This is a genomic window from Streptomyces sp. NPDC002499 (assembly GCF_053595415.1).
This window is the reverse complement of record NZ_JBSFXO010000009.1, coordinates 1-21,477: the sequence shown is the minus strand read 5'-3', so window position 1 is coordinate 21,477 and position 21,477 is coordinate 1. Positions and strand designations below refer to the sequence as shown.

The window sequence follows — 21,477 nt, the reverse complement described above, 5'->3', positions numbered from 1 at the left end:
CGCACCGTCGCATCGCACAACGTCGTGGCGCCGGCGCCCTATGAGGAGCAGCAGTCTTGCGCGAGTTCAGCCTTCCGGCTTTGTACGAGGTCCCTGCGGACGGCAATCTCACCGACATCGTCCGGAGAAACGCCGCGCAGCATCCCGATGTCGCGGTGATCGCCCGCAAGGTCGGCGGTGTCTGGCAGGACGTGTCGGCGACGGCCTTCGCGGCCGAGGTGCACGCGGCCGCCAAGGGGCTCATCGCCTCGGGCGTGCAGCCGGGCGACCGGGTCGGCCTGATGTCCCGCACCCGCTACGAGTGGACGCTGCTGGACTTCGCGATCTGGAGCGCGGGCGCGGTCACCGTGCCGGTGTACGAGACCAGTTCGCCGGAACAGGTGGAGTGGATCCTGTCCGACTCGGGCGCGACCGCCTGTGTCGTGGAGCTTGACGGCCACGCGGCCGCCGTGGAGTCGGTCCGTGACCGGCTGCCCGCCCTCAAGCAGGTCTGGCAGATCGAGGCCGGCGCGATCGAGGAGCTGGGCCGGCTCGGCAAGGACGTCAGCGACGCGACGGTCGAGGAGCGCGGCTCGCTGGCCAAGGCCGACGACCCGGCGACCATCGTCTACACCTCGGGCACCACGGGCCGCCCCAAGGGCTGTGTGCTGACCCACCGCAGCTTCTTCGCCGAGTGCGGGAACATCGTGGAGCGGCTGCGTCCGCTGTTCCGCACCGGCGAGTGTTCCGTCCTGCTCTTCCTGCCGCTGGCGCACGTCTTCGGCCGGCTGGTGCAGATCGCGCCGATGATGGCGCCGATCAAGCTGGGCAACGTCCCGGACATCAAGAACCTCACCGACGAGCTCGCCTCGTTCCGCCCGACGCTGATCCTGGGCGTCCCGCGCGTCTTCGAGAAGGTCTACAACTCGGCCCGCGCCAAGGCGCAGGCGGACGGCAAGGGCAAGATCTTCGACAAGGCGGCGGACACCGCGATCGCGTACAGCAAGGCGCTGGACACGCCGGCGGGCCCGTCGCTCGGTCTGAAGATCAAGCACAAGACCTTCGACAAGCTCGTCTACAGCAAGCTGCGCGCGGTCCTCGGCGGCCGGGGCGAGTACGCCATCTCCGGCGGCGCCCCGCTGGGCGAGCGGCTCGGGCACTTCTTCCGCGGCATCGGCTTCACGGTCCTGGAGGGCTACGGCCTGACCGAGTCCTGCGCGGCCACCGCCTTCAACCCCTGGGACCGTACGAAGATCGGCACGGTCGGCCAGCCGCTGCCCGGCTCGGTGATCAGGATCGCGGACGACGGCGAGGTGCTGCTGCACGGCGAGCACCTGTTCTCGGGGTACTGGAACAACCCGGGCGCGACCGCGGAGGCGCTGACCGACGGCTGGTTCCACACGGGCGACATCGGCACGCTCGACGAGGACGGCTACCTCAGGATCACCGGCCGCAAGAAGGAGATCATCGTCACCGCGGGCGGCAAGAACGTCGCGCCGGCCGTGATCGAGGACCGGATCCGCGCGCACGCGCTGGTCGCGGAGTGCATGGTGGTCGGCGACGGGCGGCCCTTCGTGGGCGCGCTGATCACGATCGACGACGAGTTCCTGGACCGCTGGGCAGCTGAGCACGGCAAGCCGGCGGGTTCCACCGCGGCGTCGCTGCACGACGACCCCGATCTGGTCGCGGCGATCCAGGACGCGGTCGACGACGGGAACGCCGCGGTGTCCAAGGCGGAATCCGTGCGCAAGTTCCGCATTCTCTCCTCCCAGTTCTCGGAGGAGTCGGGCCACCTGACGCCGTCGCTGAAGCTCAAGCGCAATGTGGTCGCGAAGGACTACGCGAACGAGATCGAGGCCATCTACCAGAAGTAGCAGGGCCTTTGACGGTGTGTCATGGCGCGGTGTCCTCGGCGAGGACCCGCGCCGCATCCGTCTAGAGGAGTTCCTTCAGCTTCTCCGCCAGCAAGTCCCAGCGCCACTTCTCCTCGACCCACCGGCGCCCCCGCTCCCCCATCCTGCGGCGCAACTCCGCGTCGCCCAGCAGCGCGACGATCCGTTCCGCCGTCTCCTCGACGGAGTCGCCCCGCACCACCCAGCCGGTCTCCCCGTCGAGCACCGCGTCCGGGGCGCCGCCCGAGTCGCCGGCCACGACCGGCAGTCCCGTCGCCGACGCCTCCAGGTAGACGATGCCGAGCCCCTCGACGTCGAGGCCGCCGCGCCGGGTCCGGCAGGGCATGGCGAAGACGTCGCCCGCGCCGTAGTGGGCGGGCAGTTCGGACCAGGGGACCGCGCCCGTGAAACGCACCGAGTCGGCGACGCCGGTCTCGTGCGCCAGCGTGCGCAGGTCCTTCTCGTACGGGCCGCCGCCGACGACCAGCAGGACGGTGTCCGGCTCGGCGGCCAGGATCCTCGGCAAGGCGCGGATCAGCGTGTCCTGCCCCTTGCGCGGCACGAGCCGCGAGACGCACACGACCACCGGCCGCTCGGTCAGCCCGAGCCGGGCCCGCACCTCGGCGCCGCCCGAGCCGGGGTGGAAGGTCTTCTCGTCGACGCCCGGCGGGAGTTGGACCATCCGCGCGGCGGCCTCGGGCGTCAGCGCGGTCGCGATGCGCGAGCGCGTGTACTCGCCGAGGAAGGTGATCGTGTCCGTCGACTCCCCGATCCGGCGCAGCAGTTGACGCGCCGCCGGCAGTTGCGCCCACCCGGCCTCGTGCCCGTGCGTGGTGGCCACCAGCCGCTCGGCGCCCGCCCTGCGCAGCGCCGGCGCCATCAGCCCGAGCGGCGCCGCCGCCCCGAACCACACCGACGTGCACCCGTGTTCCCGCAGCAGCCCGACCGCCCGCCGGGTCGCCCCCGGCGTCGGCAGCAGCATCGTCGTACGGTCCCGCACGACGGTGAAGGGCTGCTCGGCGTCGAAGGCGGCGGTCGCCTCCACGCCTTCCCGGCCGCGCTTCCAGGTCGAGGCGTAGACGACGACCCGCTCCGGGTCCAGGCGCAGCGCCATGTTGTGCAGGAACGCCTGGATGCCGCCGGGCCGGGGCGGGAAGTCGTTGGTCACGATCAAGGTCTTGTGCATCGCCGCAGACCCTACCGAACCGCCCGCCCCCGGCCGGGCGCGGCCGTGCTTGTGGCACGCTCACAGAAGAGCGGGCCATCATGTTCCCCTCAATGCGGGCAGCGGACGGCAGGGGATCACGTGAAGACGACGGGCGCGAGGCGGTCCCTGGTGGGGCTGCTGGGGATCTGGGCCCTGACCAGGCTGCTGCTGCTCCTCTTCGTGTTCAAGGTCTACGTCTTCCCCGGCCCGGACGTCACCAGCGACGTGTCCGTCATCTACCAGGGCTGGTACGACGTGCTGCGCACCGGCACCTTCCCGCTGGACGACGTGACCTGGCAGTACCCGCCCGCCGCCGCGCTCCCGATCCTCTCGCCCGCGCTGCTGCCCTTCCTCGGCTACGCGCACGCGTTCTTCGTCCTCGCCTTCGTCGCCGACCTGGCCGCCTTCGCCCTGCTGCTGTACGCGGGCCTGCGCCCCGGCAAGTCGCTGCGCGGTGCCTGGGTGTGGGTGGTGGGCGTACCGCTGCTCGGCCCGACCGTCTACTCCCGCTACGACGTGATGGTCACCGCCGTCGCGGTCGCCGCGGTGCTGGCCGGCACCCGGCACCCGCGCGTGATGGGCGCGTTGGTGGGCTTCGGGGCGATGCTGAAGGTGTGGCCGCTGCTGCTCCTGGTCGCCGTCCGCAGGCGCGGGGTGTGGGCCTGGGCCGTGGGCACGATCGCGGCGATCGCAGCGCTGTTCGCGGTGGCGATGCCCGGCCCGTTCGCCTTCCTCACCTTCCAGCGCGACCGCGGCACCGAGGTGGAGTCGCTGGGCTCGCTGGTCTTCCACGTCGCCCGCCACCACGGCTGGAGCGGCCAGGTGCTGCTCAACTACGGCTCGGTGGAGTTCGTCGGCCCGTATGTGCAGGCGGTCAGCACGGCCGCCCTCCTGCTCACCGGCATGATCTTCGGCTGGCTGCTGCTGTGGCGCCTGACGGCCACCCGCTTCGAGGCGGCCACGGTGGCGGACGCGGCCTTCGTCGCCGTGCTGATGTTCACCGTCACGAGCCGGGTGATCAGCCCCCAGTACATGGTCTGGCTGATCGGCCTCGCGGCGGTCAGCGTCTGCTTCCGCGGCAGCCGGATGGGCACGCCCGCGGTCCTGGTCCTGCTGGCGAGCTTCGTGACGGTCCTGGAGTTCCCGATCTGGTTCTCCGACGTGGTCCAGAGCACCCCCACGGGCATCACCCTGCTCGCGGCCCGCAACGGCCTCCTGGTCCTCGCCACGATCCTCGCGGCCCGCGCCCTGTGGCGCGCCACGGTCCCCCGCGAGGAGCCGGCCCCACTGCCCGGCCCCGTCAGCCGAGTTGATCCCGAAGGTACGCCCGCCACGCGTCCGTGAACTCCTCCAGCGTGGTCCCCAGCACCTTCTTCAGCGCCCCCTCGACCGACCCCGCCCGCGCCTTGTGGTCGCCCACGGCCCGGTAGAACTCCCCCAGCTTCGGCTCGCCCCACTCCCCGGCGATCAGCCGGCAGGCCAGCCAGCCGCCCTCGTAGGCCTGCGCGAGCTTGGTCGCGTCGCCGCTGAAGCCGAAGTCCCGGTCGGTGGGCAGCGCCTCGGGCACCTCGTCGTCGGCCACCGCGCGCGCCAGCTCCGGCGCGGCCTGTTCCGGGGTGCGGCCGGTGCCCCGGTAGCCGACCCAGTCCGCGTACCCCTCGGACAGCCACAGCGGGGTGGCCGCACTGGTGTGGGCGCGGGTGGCCACATGGGTGGTCTCGTGGGTGAGCACGACCTGCTTGCCGAGGGCGCCGAGGACGGCGTACGCGTCCGGGTTGACGATGACCCGGTCCGCGGGCGCGTTCGGCGCGCCGCCCACCTCGCCGGTGGTGACCGCCGCGATCCCCCGGTAGGAGGACGCGGGCGAGCCCAGCAGCCCCGCCATGCCGTCCAGCGACTTCGGTACGAGCACGACGACGTGCCCGGCCCAGTCCGGGCCCCACGCCCCCGTCACGGCCGGTACGGCGCGATCGGCGAGGTCCGCGTACCGGTGCAGCGCCTCGCTGGTCTGTCCGACCCCCAGGACGAGGCTGTGCGCCCCGCGCACGACCGCCACCTCGCCCTGGTCCCACAGCTGCTGGGCGGACTTCTTGGCGGGCGCCTCGGCGTCCACGTACCACTGCCCGTCCTGCCCCCGGCTGAGGGTCAGGGTGCGGCCGGCGGTGACGGGGGCCTTGTCGTAGCCCTGGACCTGGTAGTGCAGGTCGACGTCGGCGGTGGCGGTGTCGCCTGAACGGTGCAGGGCGGTGACGCGGTAGGACCAGCTCGCCAGCGGCACCCCGCGCAGGTTCTCGAACCAGCTGAGCGCGCCCGTCTTCAGGAAGGCCGTGCGGTCGCGCTCCATGACGGCACTCGCGCGCCGGTCCAGAACTCGCTGGAGGTCCTTGCGGTCGGTGGTGGCGGCGGGCTTGCCACCGCAGCCCACCAGGCAGACGAGCAGCAGAACGAGCGCCACCGCTCCGGATCCCGACGCCCGCCCTCGACCAGCCACTTTACGATCGTACGGCCGCGGCGCCGGGTGTGGTCAGACCCTCGTGACCGACGAGACGGGCATCATGCCGACCGGGTCGTAGCGCACCGGCGCGCCGGGGTAGGGCGCGTGGATCACCTGGCCGTTGCCCATGTACATCGCGACATGGCTGGCGTCGGACCGGTAGGTGACCAGGTCGCCGGGCTGCGCCTGGGAGAGCGGGACCTGGTGGCCGGCGTAGCGCTGGGCCTGCGAGGTGCGCGGGAGATGGACGCCGGCCTGCGCGTACGACCACTGCATCAGGCCCGAGCAGTCGAAGCCGGAGGGGCCGCTGGAGCCCCACACGTAGGGCTTGCCCAGCGCGGTGCGGGCGGCGGCCACCGCGGCTGCCGCGCGTGCCGAGGAGGGGGCCGCGTCGCCGAGGTCGGGGATCTCCACGCGGCCGGAGCGGGAGGCGCGGTCGTAGGCGGCGCGTTCCGTGGACGGCAGGGAGTTGAGCAGGTGCCGGGCCTTGGCGAGCTTCTTCTCGACGGTCTTCTTGTGGGTGGCGACGGCCTTGCGGCTCTTCTCCAGCTCGGCGAGCTTCTGTGTCGCCTCGGAGCGCTCCTGGGCGAGTTCGCGCATGGCGGACTCGAGTTCCCTGAGTTCGCCGGTCTGGTGGACGGTGATCCGGTCCAGGACGGAGGCCTTGTCGAGGTAGTCGTCCGGGTCGTCGGAGAAGAGCAGCGCGAGGGACGGGTCGACGCCGCCGGACCGGTACTGGGCGCCGGCCAGCGAACCGAGCGTCTCCCGCATGGAGTTGATGCGCTGCTGCTGGCGGGCGATGCGGTCCTGGGAGTCGGCCACCTCGCGGCGCAGCGTGTCGGAGGTCTCGTCGGCCTTGTTGAAGGCCTCGGTGGCTTCCTCCGCCTGCTCGTAGAGGCGGTCCACCTCGGCCTTGGTGTCGGTGTGCGGAGCGGCGCTCGCCGGTACGGCGCCGAGGGCGGCGGCCGCGGCGGACAGCGCGCACAGGGCGGTGCCGGCGCCCCGGTTGAACCCGGACGGCGATGCAAGTCGGCGATGGGACCCCACGGGAAGCCGCACTCCTTCCGCTGGCGGACGAGGAAACGCGGCAGACAGTAGCCCCGCTACCGGGGGCCCACCAAAGACCTCCGCGACCACACAACGTGACGCCCCGCCCAAGACGCAGGTCATGGGCGGGGCGCGGGGTCAGCTGGAGTTGTCGTAATTCGCCCGTTCGGGCGGTGCGGCGTCGCGGCCTTACGGTCGATCGCTTCCGGTCACGACCGGACGCCGAACCGGATCAGATCCGGACGCCGAACTGGAACGGCATGTTGCCGATCGACTCGTAACGGACCACGGTGCCGGTGCGCGGGGCGTGGATCACCTGGCCGTTGCCGGCGTAGAGGCCGACGTGGTGCTGGTCGCCGTAGAAGATGACCAGGTCGCCGACGCGCAGGTCGCTCTGGTTGTAGATGCGGGTACCGGCGTTGGCCTGGGCCTGCGAGGTGCGCGGGATGCCGACGCCGGCCTGGGCGTAGGCCCAGGAGGTCAGGCCCGAGCAGTCGAAGGACGAGGGGCCGGAGGCGCCGTAGACGTACGGGGTGCCGAGCTTGGACTGGGCGGCGGCGAAGGCCGCGGCGGCCCGGCTGTTGGCGGAGGTGCTGTTGCCGAGGTCCACCCGCTCGCTGGAGCTGCGGCTGGCCCGCGCGTCGGCGTCGGCGAGCGCCGAACGCTCCGCGGCCGTCAGGGTGTTGAGCAGCTTCTGCGCCTCGGCGAGCTTGCTCTGGACTTCCTGCTTCTTCTTGCCCAGTTCGGTGCGGGTGGAGGCGAGGTCCTTGAGCTTGTCGGAGGCCTCGGCGCGCTCCTGGGCGAGTTCGCGCTGCTTCTCCTGGATCTTCTTCAGCGCCTCGACCTGCTGGGCGCTCAACTGGTCGGCGGTGGACGCCTTGTCCAGGTAGTCGTCCGGGTTCGACGAGAGGAAGAGCTGGAGGGAGGAGTCGATGGAGCCGGTGCGGTACTGCGCGGCGGCCGCCAGGCCTATGGACGAGCGGAGCTCGTTGAGCTCCTCCTGGCCGCGGGCGACGTTGTCCTGGATGGTGGAGATCTCCTTCTGGAGCTTCTCCTGCTTCTCCTTGGCACCCGTGTACTTCTCGGTGGCCTGCTCGGCCTGCTCGTAGAGCTTGTCGACCTTTTCCTTGACCTCGTTCTTCGTGGGCTTCTCACTCGGCGCGGCGTTCGCGGCCTGGGCGCTGATGGCAACGGCGGCAGCAGCTGCGGTAGTGAGCACGGTCACACGTGCCCGACTCGGCTGCTTGGGTCGACGATGGGACGCCACGGACGCGGGCTCCTTCTTCAGAGTGATCACCCGTTCGGAGGTTCGAGCCCAGACCCTAGTGACCTTCTTGTGATCAGTTCAAATCCTCACGTGAAAAATGTTTGTCACAGAGTGCATTCTTTGCACTCAACTCACATGCAGTCATGGTCGATTGACGCTACGTTGCGTGATGATTACGCCAATTCGGGCGTTAAACCTGCAAGCTTGACCTTCGGGACAGGCGCCGGCCAGGCCCTCGGATCAGCCGCTCAGATCAGCCGCTTCAGGAGCATCGCCGAAGCGATCGGCCGGGCCCCCGCCTTGGCGACCCCGTCGGCCACCTCACGGTCGGTGGAGGCGACGATGACGGGCCGGCCCGGCGGCTCGGCGCGCACCAGCTGGCGGATCAACTCGTCGGCCGTGACACCCGGCTTGGAGAACAGCACGCGGACCCCGCGCGGCGGCGCGAGCAGCACCGGCGCGGCCAGCTCGGCCCCGTCGAAGACACACGTCACCTCGGCGCCGGTCTGCGCGGCGAGCTGCGAGAGCTGGCCGAGCAGCCGCAGACGCTGCTTCTCCAGCGGCATCTGCGGATAGCCGGTCTTGGTGACGTTGTAGCCGTCGACGACCAAGTGCGCCTGGGGCAGGGCGAGCAACTGGTCGAGAATCGCGGGGTCGTGCTCGGACAGCGCCCGCGCGGCGATGTCTTTCGGGGTCATTCGTCCCGGTTCGACCGCGTCCACGGTCTCCGCGGGCCGCACGGACACCGGCGGCAACGCCAGCTCCCTGCGCAGCCCTTGGGCTGCTTCCAGTACGGTGTCCAACAGCAGGCGCACGCGCATGTCCTCGACACTGCGCCCCTCGCGCGCCGCCTTGCGCGTGGCCTCCAGGGAGGCCTCCGCCTCGGTGAGCCGCGCCTTCAGCCGCCGCGCCTCGCTCTCCGCGGCGGACAGCTGCGTCTGCCCCTCGGCGCGCAGGATCTCCGCCTCGGCGTGCACCTTGCGCAGGGCCGCCTCGCCGCGCCGGACGTCACTGACGGCCGCGCGCAGCTTGCGATGAAGCGATTCCGCTTCTTTCCTGGCGGACTCCAGATCGGCGCGCAGCCGCTCGGTCTCGGTCCGGGTCGCGTCCCGCGCCTGCGCCAGTTCCGCCCGCAGCCGCTCCAGCTCCGCCCGGCTCTCCTCGTCGGCCCGCTCGGCATCGGCCCGCTGGGCCTCCTCGCCGGCGGCCGTCACGAGCTTGACCCAGCCCGTGGGGCGCAGCACATAGGCCGCGGCCGCCACATCGAGCGGGTCCGCGGCCGGGGGCGGCGAGCCGGAGTCGAGGGCGCCCGCGAGCTCCGCCTGGGCCTCTCTCAGCTTCTCCCCGATCCGCTGCCGGAACAGCGGGTCGGTCTCCAGCGCGGCCGCCATCGCGTTCCCGGCGAACTTGGCCCGCCGGTTGGGGGCGAACCGCGCGTACTGCCGCAGCTGCGCGGGCAGTTCGGCGACGGTCAGGCCGCCGAACCCGTCCGAGACGATCTGCACGACCCGGCGGCGCACACCGTCGGGCAGCGGACGGTCGAGCACCTCAGCGGTGCCGTCGCCCGGCCCCCCGCCTGCGCTCTCCACCATCCGTCACACCCCATCACCTGTGCGGGGCCGGCCCTGTCAGGAACCGGCGCCGGGCCTGTCCACGAGTTCCACCTGATCCACGGCGTTGCACCAGCGGCAGCGCACCGACTCGATGGTCTCACTGACCACCTCGCGCTCCTCGACCCTCGGCTCGCCGGCGAGGTCGAGGTGGACGTACTCGACGACCTTCGACGAGCGCGTCACGTCGAAACGCGTGAGGTTGCCGCACAGAGTGCAGCGCCACCGCGTGGCTGCGGTGGGGAGGGGAACCGTCATCGTGACTGTCCGCTTTCCTTCTAGTGTCCGTGACGCCCGGCTTCCCCGGTGCGTGTGGCTCGTAACCCTACGGCCTGGCGCGTACTCGCCGCCCGTCCGTCCGCGGCGGCGAGGCGGTCTGTGCGTGTGCGTCCCGTTACGCCATGCTCTGTGTCCATGATCAGCAACTGGAGCGCGACGGTCGGCAGGACGTTCAGAACCGGCCGGATGCCGTCGGCACCGGTCACGTACGGGCTGATCGCGGTCTGTTGTCTGGTCTTCGCGGTCGGCCCGGCCTCGGGGCTGAATCCGGCCTACGGCTCCGGGGACGCGCTGCTCGCCGCGCAGCGCGCCTATTTCCACCGCTGGGGCGTGGTCCCGGCGGACCTCGTCGCGGACCCCGCGGGATCCGTCCTCACCCCCGCCACGGCCCTCTTCATCCACGGCGGCTGGGTCCACCTGCTCGGCAACATGCTCTTCCTCTACGTCTTCGGTGTGATGACCGAGGAGCGGATGGGCCGCGTGCGGTTCACGCTCTTCTACCTCGTCTGCGGCTACCTCGCCCTGCTGGGGTACGCGGCCGCCAACTCCTCCTCCGAGCAGTCCCTGGTGGGAGCGTCGGGGGCGATCTCGGCGATCCTCGGTGCGTTTCTGTACCTGTTCCCCGGGGCGCGGGTGACCAGCCTGCTGCCGTTCCTGTTCTTTCTGCCGATGCGGTTCCCCGCGTGGGTCGTGCTGCCGTTCTGGGCGGCGCTGCAGTGGGTGGCGGCGGGGCGGGCGGAGCAGGGGCCCGGGGTGGCGTATCTGGCGCACCTGGTGGGCTTCTCGCTGGGCTTCGGTTACGCGTGGGCCCGATTCCGCCGTACGACTAGAGTGAAGGCCGCCCCAGCTCCGGCCCCCGAGGGAGAGAACCAGCCGTGATCACCGCGATCGTCCTCATCAAGACCAGCGTGGACCGGATCCCCGAGATCGCGGAGTCGATTGCCTCGCTGGAATCTGTGAGCGAGGTGTTCTCCGTGACGGGTACGTATGACTTGATCGCGATGGTTCGGGTCAAGGAGCACGAGGACCTCGCGGAGGTCATCCCCGGGCGGATCAGCAAGATCCCCGGTGTGGAGGGCACGGACACGCACGTGGCGTTCCGGACGTACTCCCAGCATGACCTGGAGGCGGCCTTCGCGATCGGGTTGGACTCCTGACCACCTGAAGACCGCCTCCCGGCGAAAACCACTCACACCGCCGGGACGCAGCGGCCGTTCTCCGTGTGGTAGGTCCACTTGGCGCCTGCCGTCACCAGTTCCTTCACGGCACCGATGAAACGCTCGACGTGCTCGTCGGGGGTGCCCGCGCCGAAGCTCACCCGGATCGCGTTGAGGGACTTCTCGCCCGGGGCCGCCTCGGGAGCGCCGCATTCGCCCTGGGTCTGGGGGTCGGTGCCCAGGAGGGTGCGCAGCAGCGGGTGGGCGCAGAAGAGGCCGTCGCGGACGCCGATGCCGTACTCGGCGGAGAGGGCGGCGGCGAAGTGGGAGCTGTTCCAGCCGTCGACGACGAAGGAGATGACGCCCACGCGCGGGGCGTCATCGCCGAAGAGGGACAGGACGCGCACCTCCGGGACCTCCGCCAGACCCACCCGCACTGTCTCGATCAGGTGCTGCTCGCGCGCGACCAGCGTGTCGAAGCCCGCCTCGGTCAGCGCCTTGCAGGCCGACGCGATGGAGTAGGCGCCGATGACGTTCGGGGAGCCGGCCTCGTGGCGGGCGGCGGTGTCGTGCCACTCCACGTCCACTCCCCCGTCCTCGCGCCGGCTGACCTTGCGGCTGGCGCCGCCGCCCGCGAGGTAGGGGTCGGCCGCCTGGAGCCAGTCGGCGCGGCCGGCCAGGACGCCGGAGCCGAAGGGCGCGTACAGCTTGTGGCCGGAGAAGGCGATCCAGTCGACGTCGAGGTCCTGGACGGACACCGGGTGGTGCGGGGCGAGTTGGGCGGCGTCCAGGACGATCCGGGCGCCGTGCGCGTGCGCGGCGGCGGCCAGTTCACGGACCGGCCACAGCTCGCCGGTGACGTTCGAGGCGCCGGTGACGCAGACCAGGGCCGGGCCGTAGGGGTCACGGGCGGTGAGGGCCCGCTCCAGGGTCTCGACGGCCTGGGCCGGGGTGCGCGGGGCGTTGAGGTAGGTGACGCGGGCGTCCTGCCAGGGCAGCAGCGAGGCGTGGTGCTCGGTCTCGAAGACGAAGACCTGGCAGTCGGCGGGCAGGACCGCGGCGAGGAGGTTGAGGGAGTCCGTGGTGGAGCGGGTGAAGATCAGCTGGTCGTCGGGGCGGCAGTCCAGGAACTCCTCGACCGTCCGGCGGGCGTTCTCGAAGAGGTCGGTGGAGAGCTGCGAGAGGTAGCCGGCGCCGCGGTGGACGCTGCCGTAGTACGGGGCGTAGGCCGCCACGTCGTCCCAGACGCGCTGGAGGGCCGGGGCGCTGGCCGCGTAGTCGAGCGCCGCGTAGGTGACTTCGCCGCCCGTGACGAGCGGGACGGTGACGTCCCGGCCCAGGACGGGCAGCGGGGCACAGACGGAGGTGGCGGCGGCAGCGGTGGCGACAGACATGGCGAACTCCCGTGAGAGGCAGGCGAATTCACTGCGCGGGCGGACATGGCTCCGGCGCAGGAGAAAGGTGAAGGGGGTATGCGGAGGCGGGGCTCGGCGCCCTATCGCATTCGCTTGCTCACAGAGAACTCCCTCGAGACCAGGACCCCTGGTGTCTTTCGAGGGGCCCGCGCTTGCCGCAGACCTCGCTGCCTACGGCCTGGTCTTCACCCGGGGCACCCCGCCACGGACGGAGGGTTGCCGGACAGTCGGCCGGGGCCTCATGACTGTCACTCATGACCTGGTCCAAAAACTTACGTGAGGTGATCGTCGTCCCGCAACCCGTGTCCGGATCGCGGGACGACGACCGCCGTACCGCTACGCGTTGCTGGCCGCCGCCCAGCGCTCCAGGGTCCGCTTGGCGGCGCCCGAGTCGATCGACTCCGCCGCCTTCTCCATCCCGGCCCGGAGCTGGTCCGCCAGCGGCTCGTCACCCGGCTCCAGGGCCACCAGGGCGGCCGCCGAGTTCAGGAGTACGGCGTCCCGCACCGGGCCCGTCTCGCCGTCCAGGAGCCGGCGGGCGACGCCGGCGTTGAACTCGGGGTCGGCGCCGCGCAGCGCCTCCACCGGGACCAGCGGAAGGCCCACGTCACGGGGGTCGAAGGACTCCTCGGTGACCTTGCCGTCGCGGACGATCCACACCCGGGAGGTGGCCGTGGTCGTCAGCTCGTCGAGGCCGTCGTCGCCGCGGAACACCAGGGAGGAGTTGCCCCGCTCGGCGAAGACGCCCGCGATGATGGGCGCCATCCGTGGATCAGCGACCCCGACCGCCTGGGCCCGCACCCTGGCGGGGTTGGTCAGCGGGCCCAGCGCGTTGAACACTGTGCGGATGCCCAGCTGGCCGCGCGCGGCGCCCGCGTGACGCAGGGCCGGGTGGAACTTGATCGCGAAGCAGAAGGTGATCCCGGCTTCCTCGGCGACCTCGGCCACCCGCTTCGGGGTCAGCTCCAGGTTGACGCCGAGCCGCTCCAGGACGTCGGAGGCGCCGGACGCGGAGGACGCGGCCCGGTTGCCGTGCTTGACGACCTTCGCGCCCGTGCCGGCGATCACGATCGAGGACATCGTGGAGATGTTCACCGTCTTCGCGCCGTCGCCGCCGGTGCCGACGATGTCCACCGTCTTGCCGGACACCTCGATCACGTTGGCGTGCGCGTACATCGCGCGCACCAGACCGGTGATCTCCTCGACCGTCTCGCCCTTGGCCCGCAGCGCCACGACGAACCCGGCGATCTGCGCGTCCGTCGCCTCGCCGCGCATGATCTGGTCCATCGCCCAGAAGGTGGCGTCGGCGTCCTGGTCCTTGCCGTACAGCAGGGAGTTCAGTACCTCGGGCCAGGAACGGCCCGCCGCGATGTCGCCTCCAGCGGGGGTCACAGCGCTCATACGGCCGCTCCTGGGTGTCGTAGAAGGTGCTTCACAAGACGTGCCCCACCCTATCCAGCGCGCGGCACGGCGAAGGGCCCCGTCCGGTGTTCGGACGGGGCCCTTCGACTGTGGCGTGGCGACGCCTCAGCGATCAGTGGTGGCCGTGGCCGCTCGTGATCTCCTTGTACTCCTCGACGGTCGGCTTGGGGATCTGGGACTCCTCGCCGTAGTACGCCTCGCTCAGCTTGGCGCGCAGCTTCTCGGAGCCCTTGACCTTGCGCTCGACGCCGTTCTCGTCGACCGTCGCGCCGATCGCGGCCGGCACGTACTGCTCGTGCGCGGTGAGCGTGTGCAGCGCGTCCTGGCTGAGCGGCTCGTGCACCTCGATGAACTCACCGTGCGGCAGGCGCTTGATGATGCCCGACTCGCGGCCGTGCAGCACCTTGTCGCGGTCCCGGCGCTGGAGGCCCAGGCAGATCCGCTTGGTGGCGATGAACACGAGGACCGGCACGACGAAGAAGCCGACGCGGACGAACCAGGTGATCGCGTTGATCGACAGGTGGAAGTGCGTGGCCCAGAGGTCGTTGCCGCCACCGACGAGCAGGACGAAGTACCAGGAGATCCACGCGGCGCCGAACGCGGTACGCGTCGGGACGTTGCGCGGACGGTCCAGGATGTGGTGCTCGCGCTTGTCGCCGGTGACCCAGGACTCGATGAACGGGTAGACCGCGATCGAGACCAGGACCAGCGGGAAGATCACCAGCGGGATGAACACGCCCAGGACGAGCGTGTGGCCCCAGGCGTTGATCTCCCAGCCCGGCATGACACGGATCAGGCCCTCGGAGAAGCCCATGTACCAGTCGGGCTGGGCGCCCGTGGAGACCATGTCCGGCCGGTAGGGACCCATGGCCCAGATCGGGTTGATCGAGGCGATCGCCGCGACGGCCGCGATGACACCGAAGACCAGGAAGAAGAAGCCTCCGGCCTTGGCCATGTAGACCGGCAGGAGCGGCATGCCGACGACGTTGTTGTTCGTCTTTCCGGGGCCCGCGAACTGCGTGTGCTTGTGGTAGAAGACCAGGATCAGGTGGCCGACCACGAGCCCGAGCATGATGCCCGGCAGCAGCAGGATGTGGATCGAGTAGAACCGTGCGACGAAGTCGCCGCCCGGGAACTCGCCGCCGAAGAGGAAGAACGACAGGTACGTGCCGACGATCGGCACGGACAGGACCGCGCCCTCCATGAAGCGGACACCGGTGCCGGAGAGCAGGTCGTCCGGGAGCGAGTAACCGGTGAAGCCGGTGAACATGCCCAGGACGAACAGCAGGAAGCCGAACAGCCAGTTGACCTCACGCGGCTTGCGGAACGCGCCCGTGAAGAACACGCGCATCATGTGCACGAACATGGCGGCAAGGAAGATCAGCGCGGCCCAGTGGTGGATCTGCCGGATCAGCAGACCACCGCGCACATCGAAGGAGATGTGCATGGTCGAGTTGAAGGCCTCGGACATCATCTGGCCCTGCAGCGGGATGTAGCTGCCGTGGTACTCCACCTCGTTCATCGACGGGTGGAAGAACAGCGTCAGGTACACACCCGTGAGGATGATGATGATGAAGCTGTAGAGGCAGACCTCGCCCAGCATGAACGACCAGTGGTCGGGGAAGATCTTGCGCATGTTGGCCTTGGCCAACCCGTAGATCCCCAGCCGGCCGTCCGCCCAGTCGGCGACGCGCTCGCCCGCCGGGGCTTTGCCGCGCCGGGGCTCGTTGCTTGCGGTGCTCTCGTTGGTGCTCATCCGCGCTCCCAGAATGCAGGACCGACGGGCTCTTCGAAGTCGCCGAGCGCCTCGAGGTAGCCCTCGTCGTTCACGCCGATGCGCAGCTGCGGCAGGGCGTGCCCGGCGGGGCCGAAGATCACTCGGGCACCGTCGGAGAGGTCGAAGGTGGACTGGTGGCAGGGGCACAGCACGTGGTGCGTCTGCTGCTCGTACAGGGAGATCGGGCAGCCGACGTGGGTGCAGATCTTCGAGTACGCCACGATGCCCTCGTGCGACCACTCGAGCTCGCGCTTGTCCTTGATGTTGTCCGGCTGGAGCCGGACGATCATCAGGGCCGCCTTGGCGATCTCGGTCTGGAACTCCTCGTCGTGCTCCTCCAGGCCCTCGGGCTTGGCGAAGGTCAGCGAGCCGACCGCGACGTCGGAGGGGCGCAGCGGCTCGTTGGTGTTCATGTTGACGAGCAGCTTGCCCTTGGACCAGATGGTGTGGCGGAGCTTGGTCCCGGGCAGCGGGCCGAGGTCGCGCAGCAGCATGACGCCGGAGAGCGGGAACAGGGCCAGCGCACCGAACATCGTGTTGCGGATCAGCTTGCGACGGCCGAGCGCGGACTCCTTGGCGCCCTGCTTGAAGTCGGCCAGCACCTTGGCCTTGACCTCGGGCGTGGCCTCGATCGCGTGCCGCTCGTCGGCGATCTCCACGTCGGACATCAGGGTGCGGGCCCAGTGGACCGCGCCCGCGCCGATCGAGAACAGTGCGAGGCCCAGGGTCAGGCCGAGCGCGAAGTTCAGCGCGTTGATGTGACCGATCGGGAAGACGAAGATCGCCTTGTCGTGCGGGATCGCCACGTAGGAGGCGATGAAGCCGACGGTGGCGAGCATGGACACCGTGAACAGGAAGGCGACGACGCGCTCGGACCGCCTGGCGGCCTGCTCGTCGATGTCCTGCACCCGGTGCTCGTGGGGCGGCAGTCCGGGGTCGGCGAACGGGTCCTGCTCGTTCGCGACGCCTACCGCGCCGTGCGCGTCCTGCTCAGCGGGCAGGTTCTCTTCTGGAATGTCTTGGCTACTCATGACTTCTTGGCCTTTGCGGTCCGAGCGGCGACCCAGACGGCGACCGCGATCAGCGCGCCGAGTCCGAAGACCCAGGCGAAGAGGCCCTCACTGACCGGCCCGAGGCCACCCAGTTCGAGGCCACCAGGGCTCTCGGTGTCGTCGCCGTTGACCGCGTTCAGGTACGCGATGATGTCCTTCTTGTTCTTCTCCGACAGCGTGGTGTCGGGGAAGGACGGCATGTTCTGCGGGCCCGTCTGCATGGCCTCGTAGATGTGCTTGGGGGCGACACCTTCGAGGTCCGGCGCGAACTTGCCGTGCGTCAGCGCACCGCCCTTGCCGGTGAAGTTGTGGCACTGGGCGCAGTTGGTGCGGAAGAGCTCACCACCCTTGGCGATGTCGGCGCCGTCGGGGCCGTACTCGGCCTTCGTGGGAACGGACGGGCCGGCGCCGAGGGAGGAGATGTACGCGGCGAGCTGGTCGATCTCGGCCTGCGTGTAGATGACCTTCTTCTTCGGGATCTGCGCGCCCGGCTGCTGGGCCGGCATACGGCCGGTGCCGACCTGGAAGTCGACCGCGGCGGCGCCCACGCCCACCAGGCTCGGACCGTCGGAGGTGCCCTGACCGCCGGTGCCGTGGCAGCTTGCGCAGCCTACGGAGTAGAGCTTCTTGCCCTCGTCGATGGCAAGGGACTGGGCGGTCTCATCGGCCTGCGCCTTGCTCGCGGGAGCGAACGCGGCGTACAGCCCCCCAGTGGCCGCCAGCGCGAGGAGTAGGACGACGACAGCCGCCAGCGGATGGCGTCGTCGTGCGGAGAGCTTTTTCACGGATTACCCCGGTGTCAGGATCTTCTGCGTCGATGCTTCTGGAAAGTGCGTCCACGGGACGCACGCGGGAGCGGGCCCGCCTACTTGATCAGGTAGATCGTGGCGAAGAGGCCGATCCAGACGACATCGACGAAGTGCCAGTAGTAGGACACGACAATGGCCGCGGTCGCCTGCTCGTGCGTGAACCTCTTGGCCGCGTAGGTGCGGCCGAGGACGAACAGGAAGGCGATCAGGCCGCCCGTCACGTGCATGCCGTGGAAGCCGGTGGTCAGGTAGAACACCGAGCCGTACGGGTCCGAGGAGAGCGAGAGTCCGTCCTCCTTCACCAGCTCCGTGTACTCGAAGATCTGACCGCCGATGAAGATCGCACCCATCACGAACGTGACGATGAACCAGCCCCGGAGCTTCTTCACGTCCCCGCGCTCGGCGGCGAAGACACCGAGCTGGCAGGTGAGGGAGGAGAGCACCAGGATCGTGGTGTTGGTCGCGGAGAACGGAAGGTTGAGATGGCTCGCCATCTCCTTCCAATGATCCGGACCGGTCACCGATCGCAGGGTGAAGTACATCGCGAAGAGGGCCGCGAAGAACATCAGCTCGGAACTCAGCCAGATGATGGTTCCGACGCTGGTGAGGTTCGGCCGGTTGACCGACGGGTGCGCGTGCCCGGTTTCTACTGTCGTTGCTGTCGCCACGACCGACATTATGTCGGTCGCTTATCCCGCCCTCACTCCGGGGGGTGCCGTTCGGAGTGTCCGCACCGTGTGTACTGCCCGTATGGCCCATCGAAGCGGTGTTCCAACAGGTGTTGACGGCGTGTTCAAGGGAGTAGCATCCGCCGCAGCGGCCCCCCGGGTTCCCGATCGAAGACGCGGAGGAACAATGCAGTCGACTGCCACGGTGCTGGTCTACAGCGACGACTCCAACACGCGCGAGCAGGTGAGGCTCGCGGTGGGCCGGCGGCCGGCTCCGGATGCGCCGTTGGTCTCGTTCCTGGAGTGTGCGACCCCGGCGGCGGTCCTCTCGGAGTTGGACAAGGGCGGGATCGACGTCTGTGTCTTCGACGGTGAGTCCGCGCCGATGGGGGGCATGGGGCTGTGCCGGCAGATCAAGGACGAGGTGTTCAACTGCCCGCCGGTGCTTCTGCTGATCGGGCGGCCTCAGGATGCGTGGCTCGCCACGTGGAGTCGGGCCGAGGCGGCTGTGACGTTGCCTGTGGACCCGGTGGAGTTCGCGGCTGCTCTGGCGTCCCTGTTGCGTGACAAGAAGGCTCTGAGCGCCTAGGAGCTCGGGGGCGCGGTTGTACGGCGGCTGCGGGCCCGTTGTGGCTTGTCGCGCCCACGCGGCGGAGCCGCAAATGTCACAGCCCCGCGCCCCCAGGTGGGTCACACCGCTGCCGGCCTGAGACGTGCCGTGTCCTCCGGACTCGGTGCGTCCGGGGTGTTGGCGATGAGGGCGCTGCCGCCCCGCCACTTCTTCCAGTTGACGTTCCAGTCGCCGAAGCCGTTGCCGAAGGGCTCCATTTCGTTGCCGTCGGAGTTGACGACCTTGACGACGTCGCCCTGGCGGATGTTGTCGAAGAACCACTCGGCGTTGCTGGTGCTCATGCCGGTGCAGCCGTGGCTGACGTTCTCGTAGCCCTGGGAGCCGACGGACCAGGGAGCCGCGTGGACGTACTCGCCGCTCCAGGTGACGCGGGTCGCGTAGTAGACGGGCAGGTCGTAGTTGTCCGAGGAGCCCTCGGCGATACCGACGGTGGTACCGCGCATACGTACGAAGTACTCCTTGCCCAGTACGACCTTGACGCCGTTGCGGGTCTCGAAGCCGGGCTTGCCCGTGGTGACCGGGAGTTCGTTGATCTCCTTGCCGTTCTTCCAGACGGTCATGGAGTGTGACGAGGCGTCCGTGACGGCGATGACGCGGTCGCCGATGCTGAGCTTCAGGGGCTTGGAGGCGCCGCCCCAGAGGCGGTCGCTGATCTTCACGCCGTCCAGCTCGCTGCGGACCTTCACGGTGGCGTGGGTGGGCCAGTAGTCCTTGGGCCGGTAGTGGAGTTCCTTGTCGTCCACCCAGTACCAGGCGCCCTGCACGGCGGGTACGGAGTCGACCCGCAGGGCGCGTTCCACGATCGCCCGCTGCGCCTTGTCCTTGACCGGCTTGTTCAGCTCGGCCGTGACGGGCTGTCCGACGCCGTACTTGCCGCCCTCCGGCCCGAACTTCACCGTCAGGGGCTTCTTGGCGGTGGGCTTGCTGGTGTCGAAGGCGAGCACCTTGCGGCCGGGCGCGCCGTCGTCGTCCTCGGTGCTCACCCGGACCGTGTAGTGGGCGCTGGCGGCCAGCGGGGAGGTGCTGTGCCAGCGAGTGCCGTCGGCGCTGAGTTCGCCCGTCACATAGCGGCCCTGGGCGTCCATGGCGGTGACGTCCGTGATGCGGCCGTCGTCGTCCGACGCGGTCACTTCCAGGGGCTTGTCCGGGTCGACCTTCTTGCCGTCGTCGGTGGGGCCGTTGAAGGAGATCTGGTCCGTCGCGTCGTACGGCTTCGCGGAGAGCGGGTTGCCGCCGCTGCCGCAAGCGGTACCGCCCGCGCCTAGGGCGATCACCAGCAGCGTGCAGCTGACGACGGTGCGGGTGCGCGGAGAGTGGTTCATACCGTCACGTTATGGACGTATGTCAGCGGCGGCGCGCCGAGTAACTCTTACGGGGGACCGGAAGTGCGGCAAAAGCAGGAGCCCGGACCCTCCTGACGGAGTGTCCGGGCTCCAGAACGCGCCGGGCGTGCTACTGGGTGCGGTTCTCACCGCGGTAGTACTCGAAGACCCAGCCGTACAGGCCGACCATGAGGATCGGGGCCGAGAAGTACAGCAGCCACCAGCCGATCGCGATCGACAGGAAGGCGAGCGCGCCGCCGATGCCGAGGGCGAGCGGCTGCCAGCTGTGCGGGCTGAAGAACCCGACCTCGCCGGCGTCGTCAGCGACGTCCGCTTCCTTGTTGTCCTGGGCGCCTACGTCGACCCGCCTGGCCGTGAAGCCGAGGTAGAAGCCGATCATGATGCACAGACCGAAGGCCAGGAAGAGCGCCGTGGTACCGGCCGGCTCCTTCGACCACACGCCATAGACGACCGCCATGGCGAGGACGAAGACGCTCAGCCACATGAACATCCAGCCTTGGACCTTCACTTGCCAGCCTCCTTGCCACCGGCCAGAGCCTTCTCACCGTGAGGCGCGTTCTCGAGCTGGTCGAGAGCGGCGATCTCCGGGTGGTGCAGGTCGAACGCCGGGGATTCACTGCGGATCCGCGGAAGGGTGAGGAAGTTGTGCCGCGGCGGCGGGCAGGACGTCGCCCACTCCAGCGAGCGTCCGTAGCCCCACGGGTCGTCGACGCCGACCGGCTTGCCGTACTTGGCCGTCTTCCACACGTTGTAGAGGAACGGCAGGATCGACATGCCGAGCAGGAACGAGCTGATCGTCGAGATCGTGTTCAGGGCGGTGAAGCCGTCGGCCGCCAGGTAGTCGGCGTAACGACGCGGCATGCCCTCGGCGCCCAGCCAGTGCTGGACCAGGAACGTGCCGTGGAAGCCGATGAACAGCGTCCAGAACGTGATCTTGCCGAGCCGCTCGTCCAGCATCTTGCCGGTCATCTTCGGCCACCAGAAGTGGAACCCGGCGAACATCGCGAAGACGACCGTGCCGAACACCACGTAGTGGAAGTGCGCCACCACGAAGTACGAGTCCGAGACGTGGAAGTCCATCGGCGGCGAGGCCAGGATGACACCGGTCAGACCACCGAAGGTGAAGGTGATCAGGAAGCCGGTCGCCCAGAGCATCGGGGTCTCGAAACTCAAGGACCCCTTCCACATCGTTCCGATCCAGTTGAAGAACTTCACGCCGGTTGGCACGGCGATGAGGAACGTCATGAAGGAGAAGAACGGCAGCAGCACACCGCCGGTGACGTACATGTGGTGCGCCCACACCGTCACGGACAGACCGGCGATGGCGATGGTCGCGCCGATCAGGCCCATGTAGCCGAACATCGGCTTGCGGGAGAAGACCGGGATGACCTCGGAGATGATGCCGAAGAACGGCAGCGCGATGATGTA

20 protein-coding genes and 1 riboswitch are annotated in these 21,477 nt (G+C 69.6%); of the genes, 5 read left to right on the top strand and 15 right to left on the bottom strand.

What is annotated here, in order from left to right:
- Positions 1–56 precede the first annotated feature (56 nt).
- Positions 57–1,853, top strand: a complete 1,797-nt coding sequence (locus tag ACWD5F_RS25385; protein WP_451257614.1) for an AMP-dependent synthetase/ligase — start codon at positions 57–59, stop codon at positions 1,851–1,853.
- A 61-nt stretch (positions 1,854–1,914) separates the two neighbouring features.
- On the opposite strand, the gene ACWD5F_RS25380 is transcribed toward ACWD5F_RS25385, so the two are convergent.
- On the bottom strand, positions 1,915–3,057 hold the full coding sequence (locus ACWD5F_RS25380; RefSeq protein ID WP_451257612.1) for a glycosyltransferase family 4 protein: 1,143 nt from the start codon (positions 3,055–3,057) through the stop codon (positions 1,915–1,917).
- Between the two features lie 120 nt (positions 3,058–3,177).
- On the opposite strand from ACWD5F_RS25380, the gene ACWD5F_RS25375 reads away from it, so the two are divergent.
- Complete coding sequence (locus tag ACWD5F_RS25375; protein ID WP_451257610.1) at positions 3,178–4,422, top strand: glycosyltransferase 87 family protein; 1,245 nt, start codon at positions 3,178–3,180, stop codon at positions 4,420–4,422.
- Here ACWD5F_RS25375 and ACWD5F_RS25370 read toward each other — a convergent pair.
- From ACWD5F_RS25370 to ACWD5F_RS25350, 5 genes are all read right to left on the bottom strand, one after another.
- Positions 4,379–5,569: a hypothetical protein gene (locus tag ACWD5F_RS25370; protein WP_451257608.1), complete on the bottom strand. Its 1,191-nt coding sequence runs from the start codon at positions 5,567–5,569 to the stop codon at positions 4,379–4,381. The genes ACWD5F_RS25375 and ACWD5F_RS25370 overlap by 44 nt on opposite strands.
- A gap of 33 nt (positions 5,570–5,602) precedes the next feature.
- Positions 5,603–6,619: an NlpC/P60 family protein gene (locus ACWD5F_RS25365; RefSeq protein WP_451257606.1), complete on the bottom strand. Its 1,017-nt coding sequence runs from the start codon at positions 6,617–6,619 to the stop codon at positions 5,603–5,605.
- A gap of 232 nt (positions 6,620–6,851) precedes the next feature.
- On the bottom strand, positions 6,852–7,886 hold the full coding sequence (locus ACWD5F_RS25360) for a C40 family peptidase (RefSeq protein WP_401727421.1): 1,035 nt from the start codon (positions 7,884–7,886) through the stop codon (positions 6,852–6,854).
- 248 nt (positions 7,887–8,134) lie between these two features.
- Positions 8,135–9,478, bottom strand: coding sequence for an NYN domain-containing protein (locus ACWD5F_RS25355; protein ID WP_451257604.1), 1,344 nt, complete (start codon positions 9,476–9,478; stop codon positions 8,135–8,137).
- Positions 9,479–9,514: 36 nt separating this feature from the next.
- Positions 9,515–9,754 carry a hypothetical protein gene (locus ACWD5F_RS25350; protein WP_401727423.1) on the bottom strand — a complete coding sequence of 80 codons (240 nt, stop codon included), beginning with the start codon at positions 9,752–9,754 and terminating at the stop codon, positions 9,515–9,517.
- A 156-nt stretch (positions 9,755–9,910) separates the two neighbouring features.
- Between ACWD5F_RS25350 and ACWD5F_RS25345 the strand changes: the two genes are divergently transcribed.
- Positions 9,911–10,654, top strand: a complete 744-nt coding sequence (locus ACWD5F_RS25345) for a rhomboid family intramembrane serine protease (protein ID WP_451257602.1) — start codon at positions 9,911–9,913, stop codon at positions 10,652–10,654.
- Positions 10,651–10,932, top strand: coding sequence for an Lrp/AsnC family transcriptional regulator (locus ACWD5F_RS25340; protein WP_124004215.1), 282 nt, complete (start codon positions 10,651–10,653; stop codon positions 10,930–10,932). Before ACWD5F_RS25345 ends, ACWD5F_RS25340 begins: the two co-directional genes overlap by 4 nt.
- A gap of 32 nt (positions 10,933–10,964) precedes the next feature.
- On the opposite strand, the gene ACWD5F_RS25335 is transcribed toward ACWD5F_RS25340, so the two are convergent.
- From ACWD5F_RS25335 to ctaE, 6 genes are all read right to left on the bottom strand, one after another.
- The gene (locus ACWD5F_RS25335) at positions 10,965–12,326 is read right to left on the bottom strand and encodes an aminotransferase class V-fold PLP-dependent enzyme (RefSeq protein ID WP_451257600.1); all 1,362 of its coding nucleotides are present in this window, start codon (positions 12,324–12,326) and stop codon (positions 10,965–10,967) included.
- Between the two features lie 164 nt (positions 12,327–12,490).
- A riboswitch (SAM riboswitch) is annotated at positions 12,491–12,607 on the bottom strand.
- Positions 12,608–12,683: 76 nt separating this feature from the next.
- Positions 12,684–13,748, bottom strand: a complete 1,065-nt coding sequence (gene trpD, locus ACWD5F_RS25330; protein WP_401727426.1) for an anthranilate phosphoribosyltransferase — start codon at positions 13,746–13,748, stop codon at positions 12,684–12,686.
- 133 nt (positions 13,749–13,881) lie between these two features.
- A complete protein-coding gene (gene qcrB, locus ACWD5F_RS25325) occupies positions 13,882–15,525 on the bottom strand; it encodes a cytochrome bc1 complex cytochrome b subunit (RefSeq protein WP_401727427.1) in 1,644 nt (547 codons plus the stop codon).
- On the bottom strand, positions 15,522–16,577 hold the full coding sequence (qcrA, locus tag ACWD5F_RS25320; protein ID WP_401727428.1) for a cytochrome bc1 complex Rieske iron-sulfur subunit: 1,056 nt from the start codon (positions 16,575–16,577) through the stop codon (positions 15,522–15,524). Before qcrA ends, qcrB begins: the two co-directional genes overlap by 4 nt.
- A complete protein-coding gene (gene qcrC / locus ACWD5F_RS25315) occupies positions 16,574–17,383 on the bottom strand; it encodes a cytochrome bc1 complex diheme cytochrome c subunit (protein ID WP_401727429.1) in 810 nt (269 codons plus the stop codon). Before qcrC ends, qcrA begins: the two co-directional genes overlap by 4 nt.
- A gap of 80 nt (positions 17,384–17,463) precedes the next feature.
- Positions 17,464–18,084, bottom strand: coding sequence for an aa3-type cytochrome oxidase subunit III (gene ctaE / locus ACWD5F_RS25310; protein ID WP_401727430.1), 621 nt, complete (start codon positions 18,082–18,084; stop codon positions 17,464–17,466).
- A gap of 178 nt (positions 18,085–18,262) precedes the next feature.
- Here ctaE and ACWD5F_RS25305 point away from each other — a divergent pair, with 178 nt between their 5' ends.
- The gene (locus ACWD5F_RS25305; RefSeq protein ID WP_451257596.1) at positions 18,263–18,664 is read left to right on the top strand and encodes a hypothetical protein; all 402 of its coding nucleotides are present in this window, start codon (positions 18,263–18,265) and stop codon (positions 18,662–18,664) included.
- Between the two features lie 101 nt (positions 18,665–18,765).
- Here the strand turns inward: ACWD5F_RS25305 and ACWD5F_RS25300 are convergent, their stop codons facing one another.
- From ACWD5F_RS25300 to ACWD5F_RS25290, 3 genes are all read right to left on the bottom strand, one after another.
- Positions 18,766–20,028, bottom strand: coding sequence for an Ig-like domain-containing protein (locus ACWD5F_RS25300; protein ID WP_451257594.1), 1,263 nt, complete (start codon positions 20,026–20,028; stop codon positions 18,766–18,768).
- 130 nt (positions 20,029–20,158) lie between these two features.
- Positions 20,159–20,557 (bottom strand): cytochrome c oxidase subunit 4, encoded by a 399-nt coding sequence (locus ACWD5F_RS25295; RefSeq protein ID WP_401727433.1) that lies wholly within the window; start codon positions 20,555–20,557, stop codon positions 20,159–20,161.
- Positions 20,554–21,477: cytochrome c oxidase subunit I (locus ACWD5F_RS25290; protein ID WP_451257592.1), on the bottom strand; the 924-nt coding region annotated here is incomplete at its 5' end. The genes ACWD5F_RS25295 and ACWD5F_RS25290, both read right to left, overlap by 4 nt.

What these genes read in the sequence shown, in the direction of transcription:
- trpD (WP_401727426.1), bottom strand. Translation starts at nt 13,748, where the DNA reads ATGAGCGCTGTGACCCCCGCTGGAGGCGACATCGCGGCGGGCCGTTCC.
- ACWD5F_RS25345 (WP_451257602.1), top strand. Translation starts at nt 9,911, where the DNA reads ATGATCAGCAACTGGAGCGCGACGGTCGGCAGGACGTTCAGAACCGGC.
- qcrA (WP_401727428.1), bottom strand. Translation starts at nt 16,577, where the DNA reads ATGAGTAGCCAAGACATTCCAGAAGAGAACCTGCCCGCTGAGCAGGAC.
- ACWD5F_RS25380 (WP_451257612.1), bottom strand. Translation starts at nt 3,057, where the DNA reads ATGCACAAGACCTTGATCGTGACCAACGACTTCCCGCCCCGGCCCGGC.
- ACWD5F_RS25300 (WP_451257594.1), bottom strand. Translation starts at nt 20,028, where the DNA reads ATGAACCACTCTCCGCGCACCCGCACCGTCGTCAGCTGCACGCTGCTG.
- qcrB (WP_401727427.1), bottom strand. Translation starts at nt 15,525, where the DNA reads ATGAGCACCAACGAGAGCACCGCAAGCAACGAGCCCCGGCGCGGCAAA.
- ACWD5F_RS25355 (WP_451257604.1), bottom strand. Translation starts at nt 9,478, where the DNA reads ATGGTGGAGAGCGCAGGCGGGGGGCCGGGCGACGGCACCGCTGAGGTG.
- ACWD5F_RS25350 (WP_401727423.1), bottom strand. Translation starts at nt 9,754, where the DNA reads ATGACGGTTCCCCTCCCCACCGCAGCCACGCGGTGGCGCTGCACTCTG.
- ACWD5F_RS25305 (WP_451257596.1), top strand. Translation starts at nt 18,263, where the DNA reads ATGCAGTCGACTGCCACGGTGCTGGTCTACAGCGACGACTCCAACACG.
- ACWD5F_RS25335 (WP_451257600.1), bottom strand. Translation starts at nt 12,326, where the DNA reads ATGTCTGTCGCCACCGCTGCCGCCGCCACCTCCGTCTGTGCCCCGCTG.
- ctaE (WP_401727430.1), bottom strand. Translation starts at nt 18,084, where the DNA reads ATGTCGGTCGTGGCGACAGCAACGACAGTAGAAACCGGGCACGCGCAC.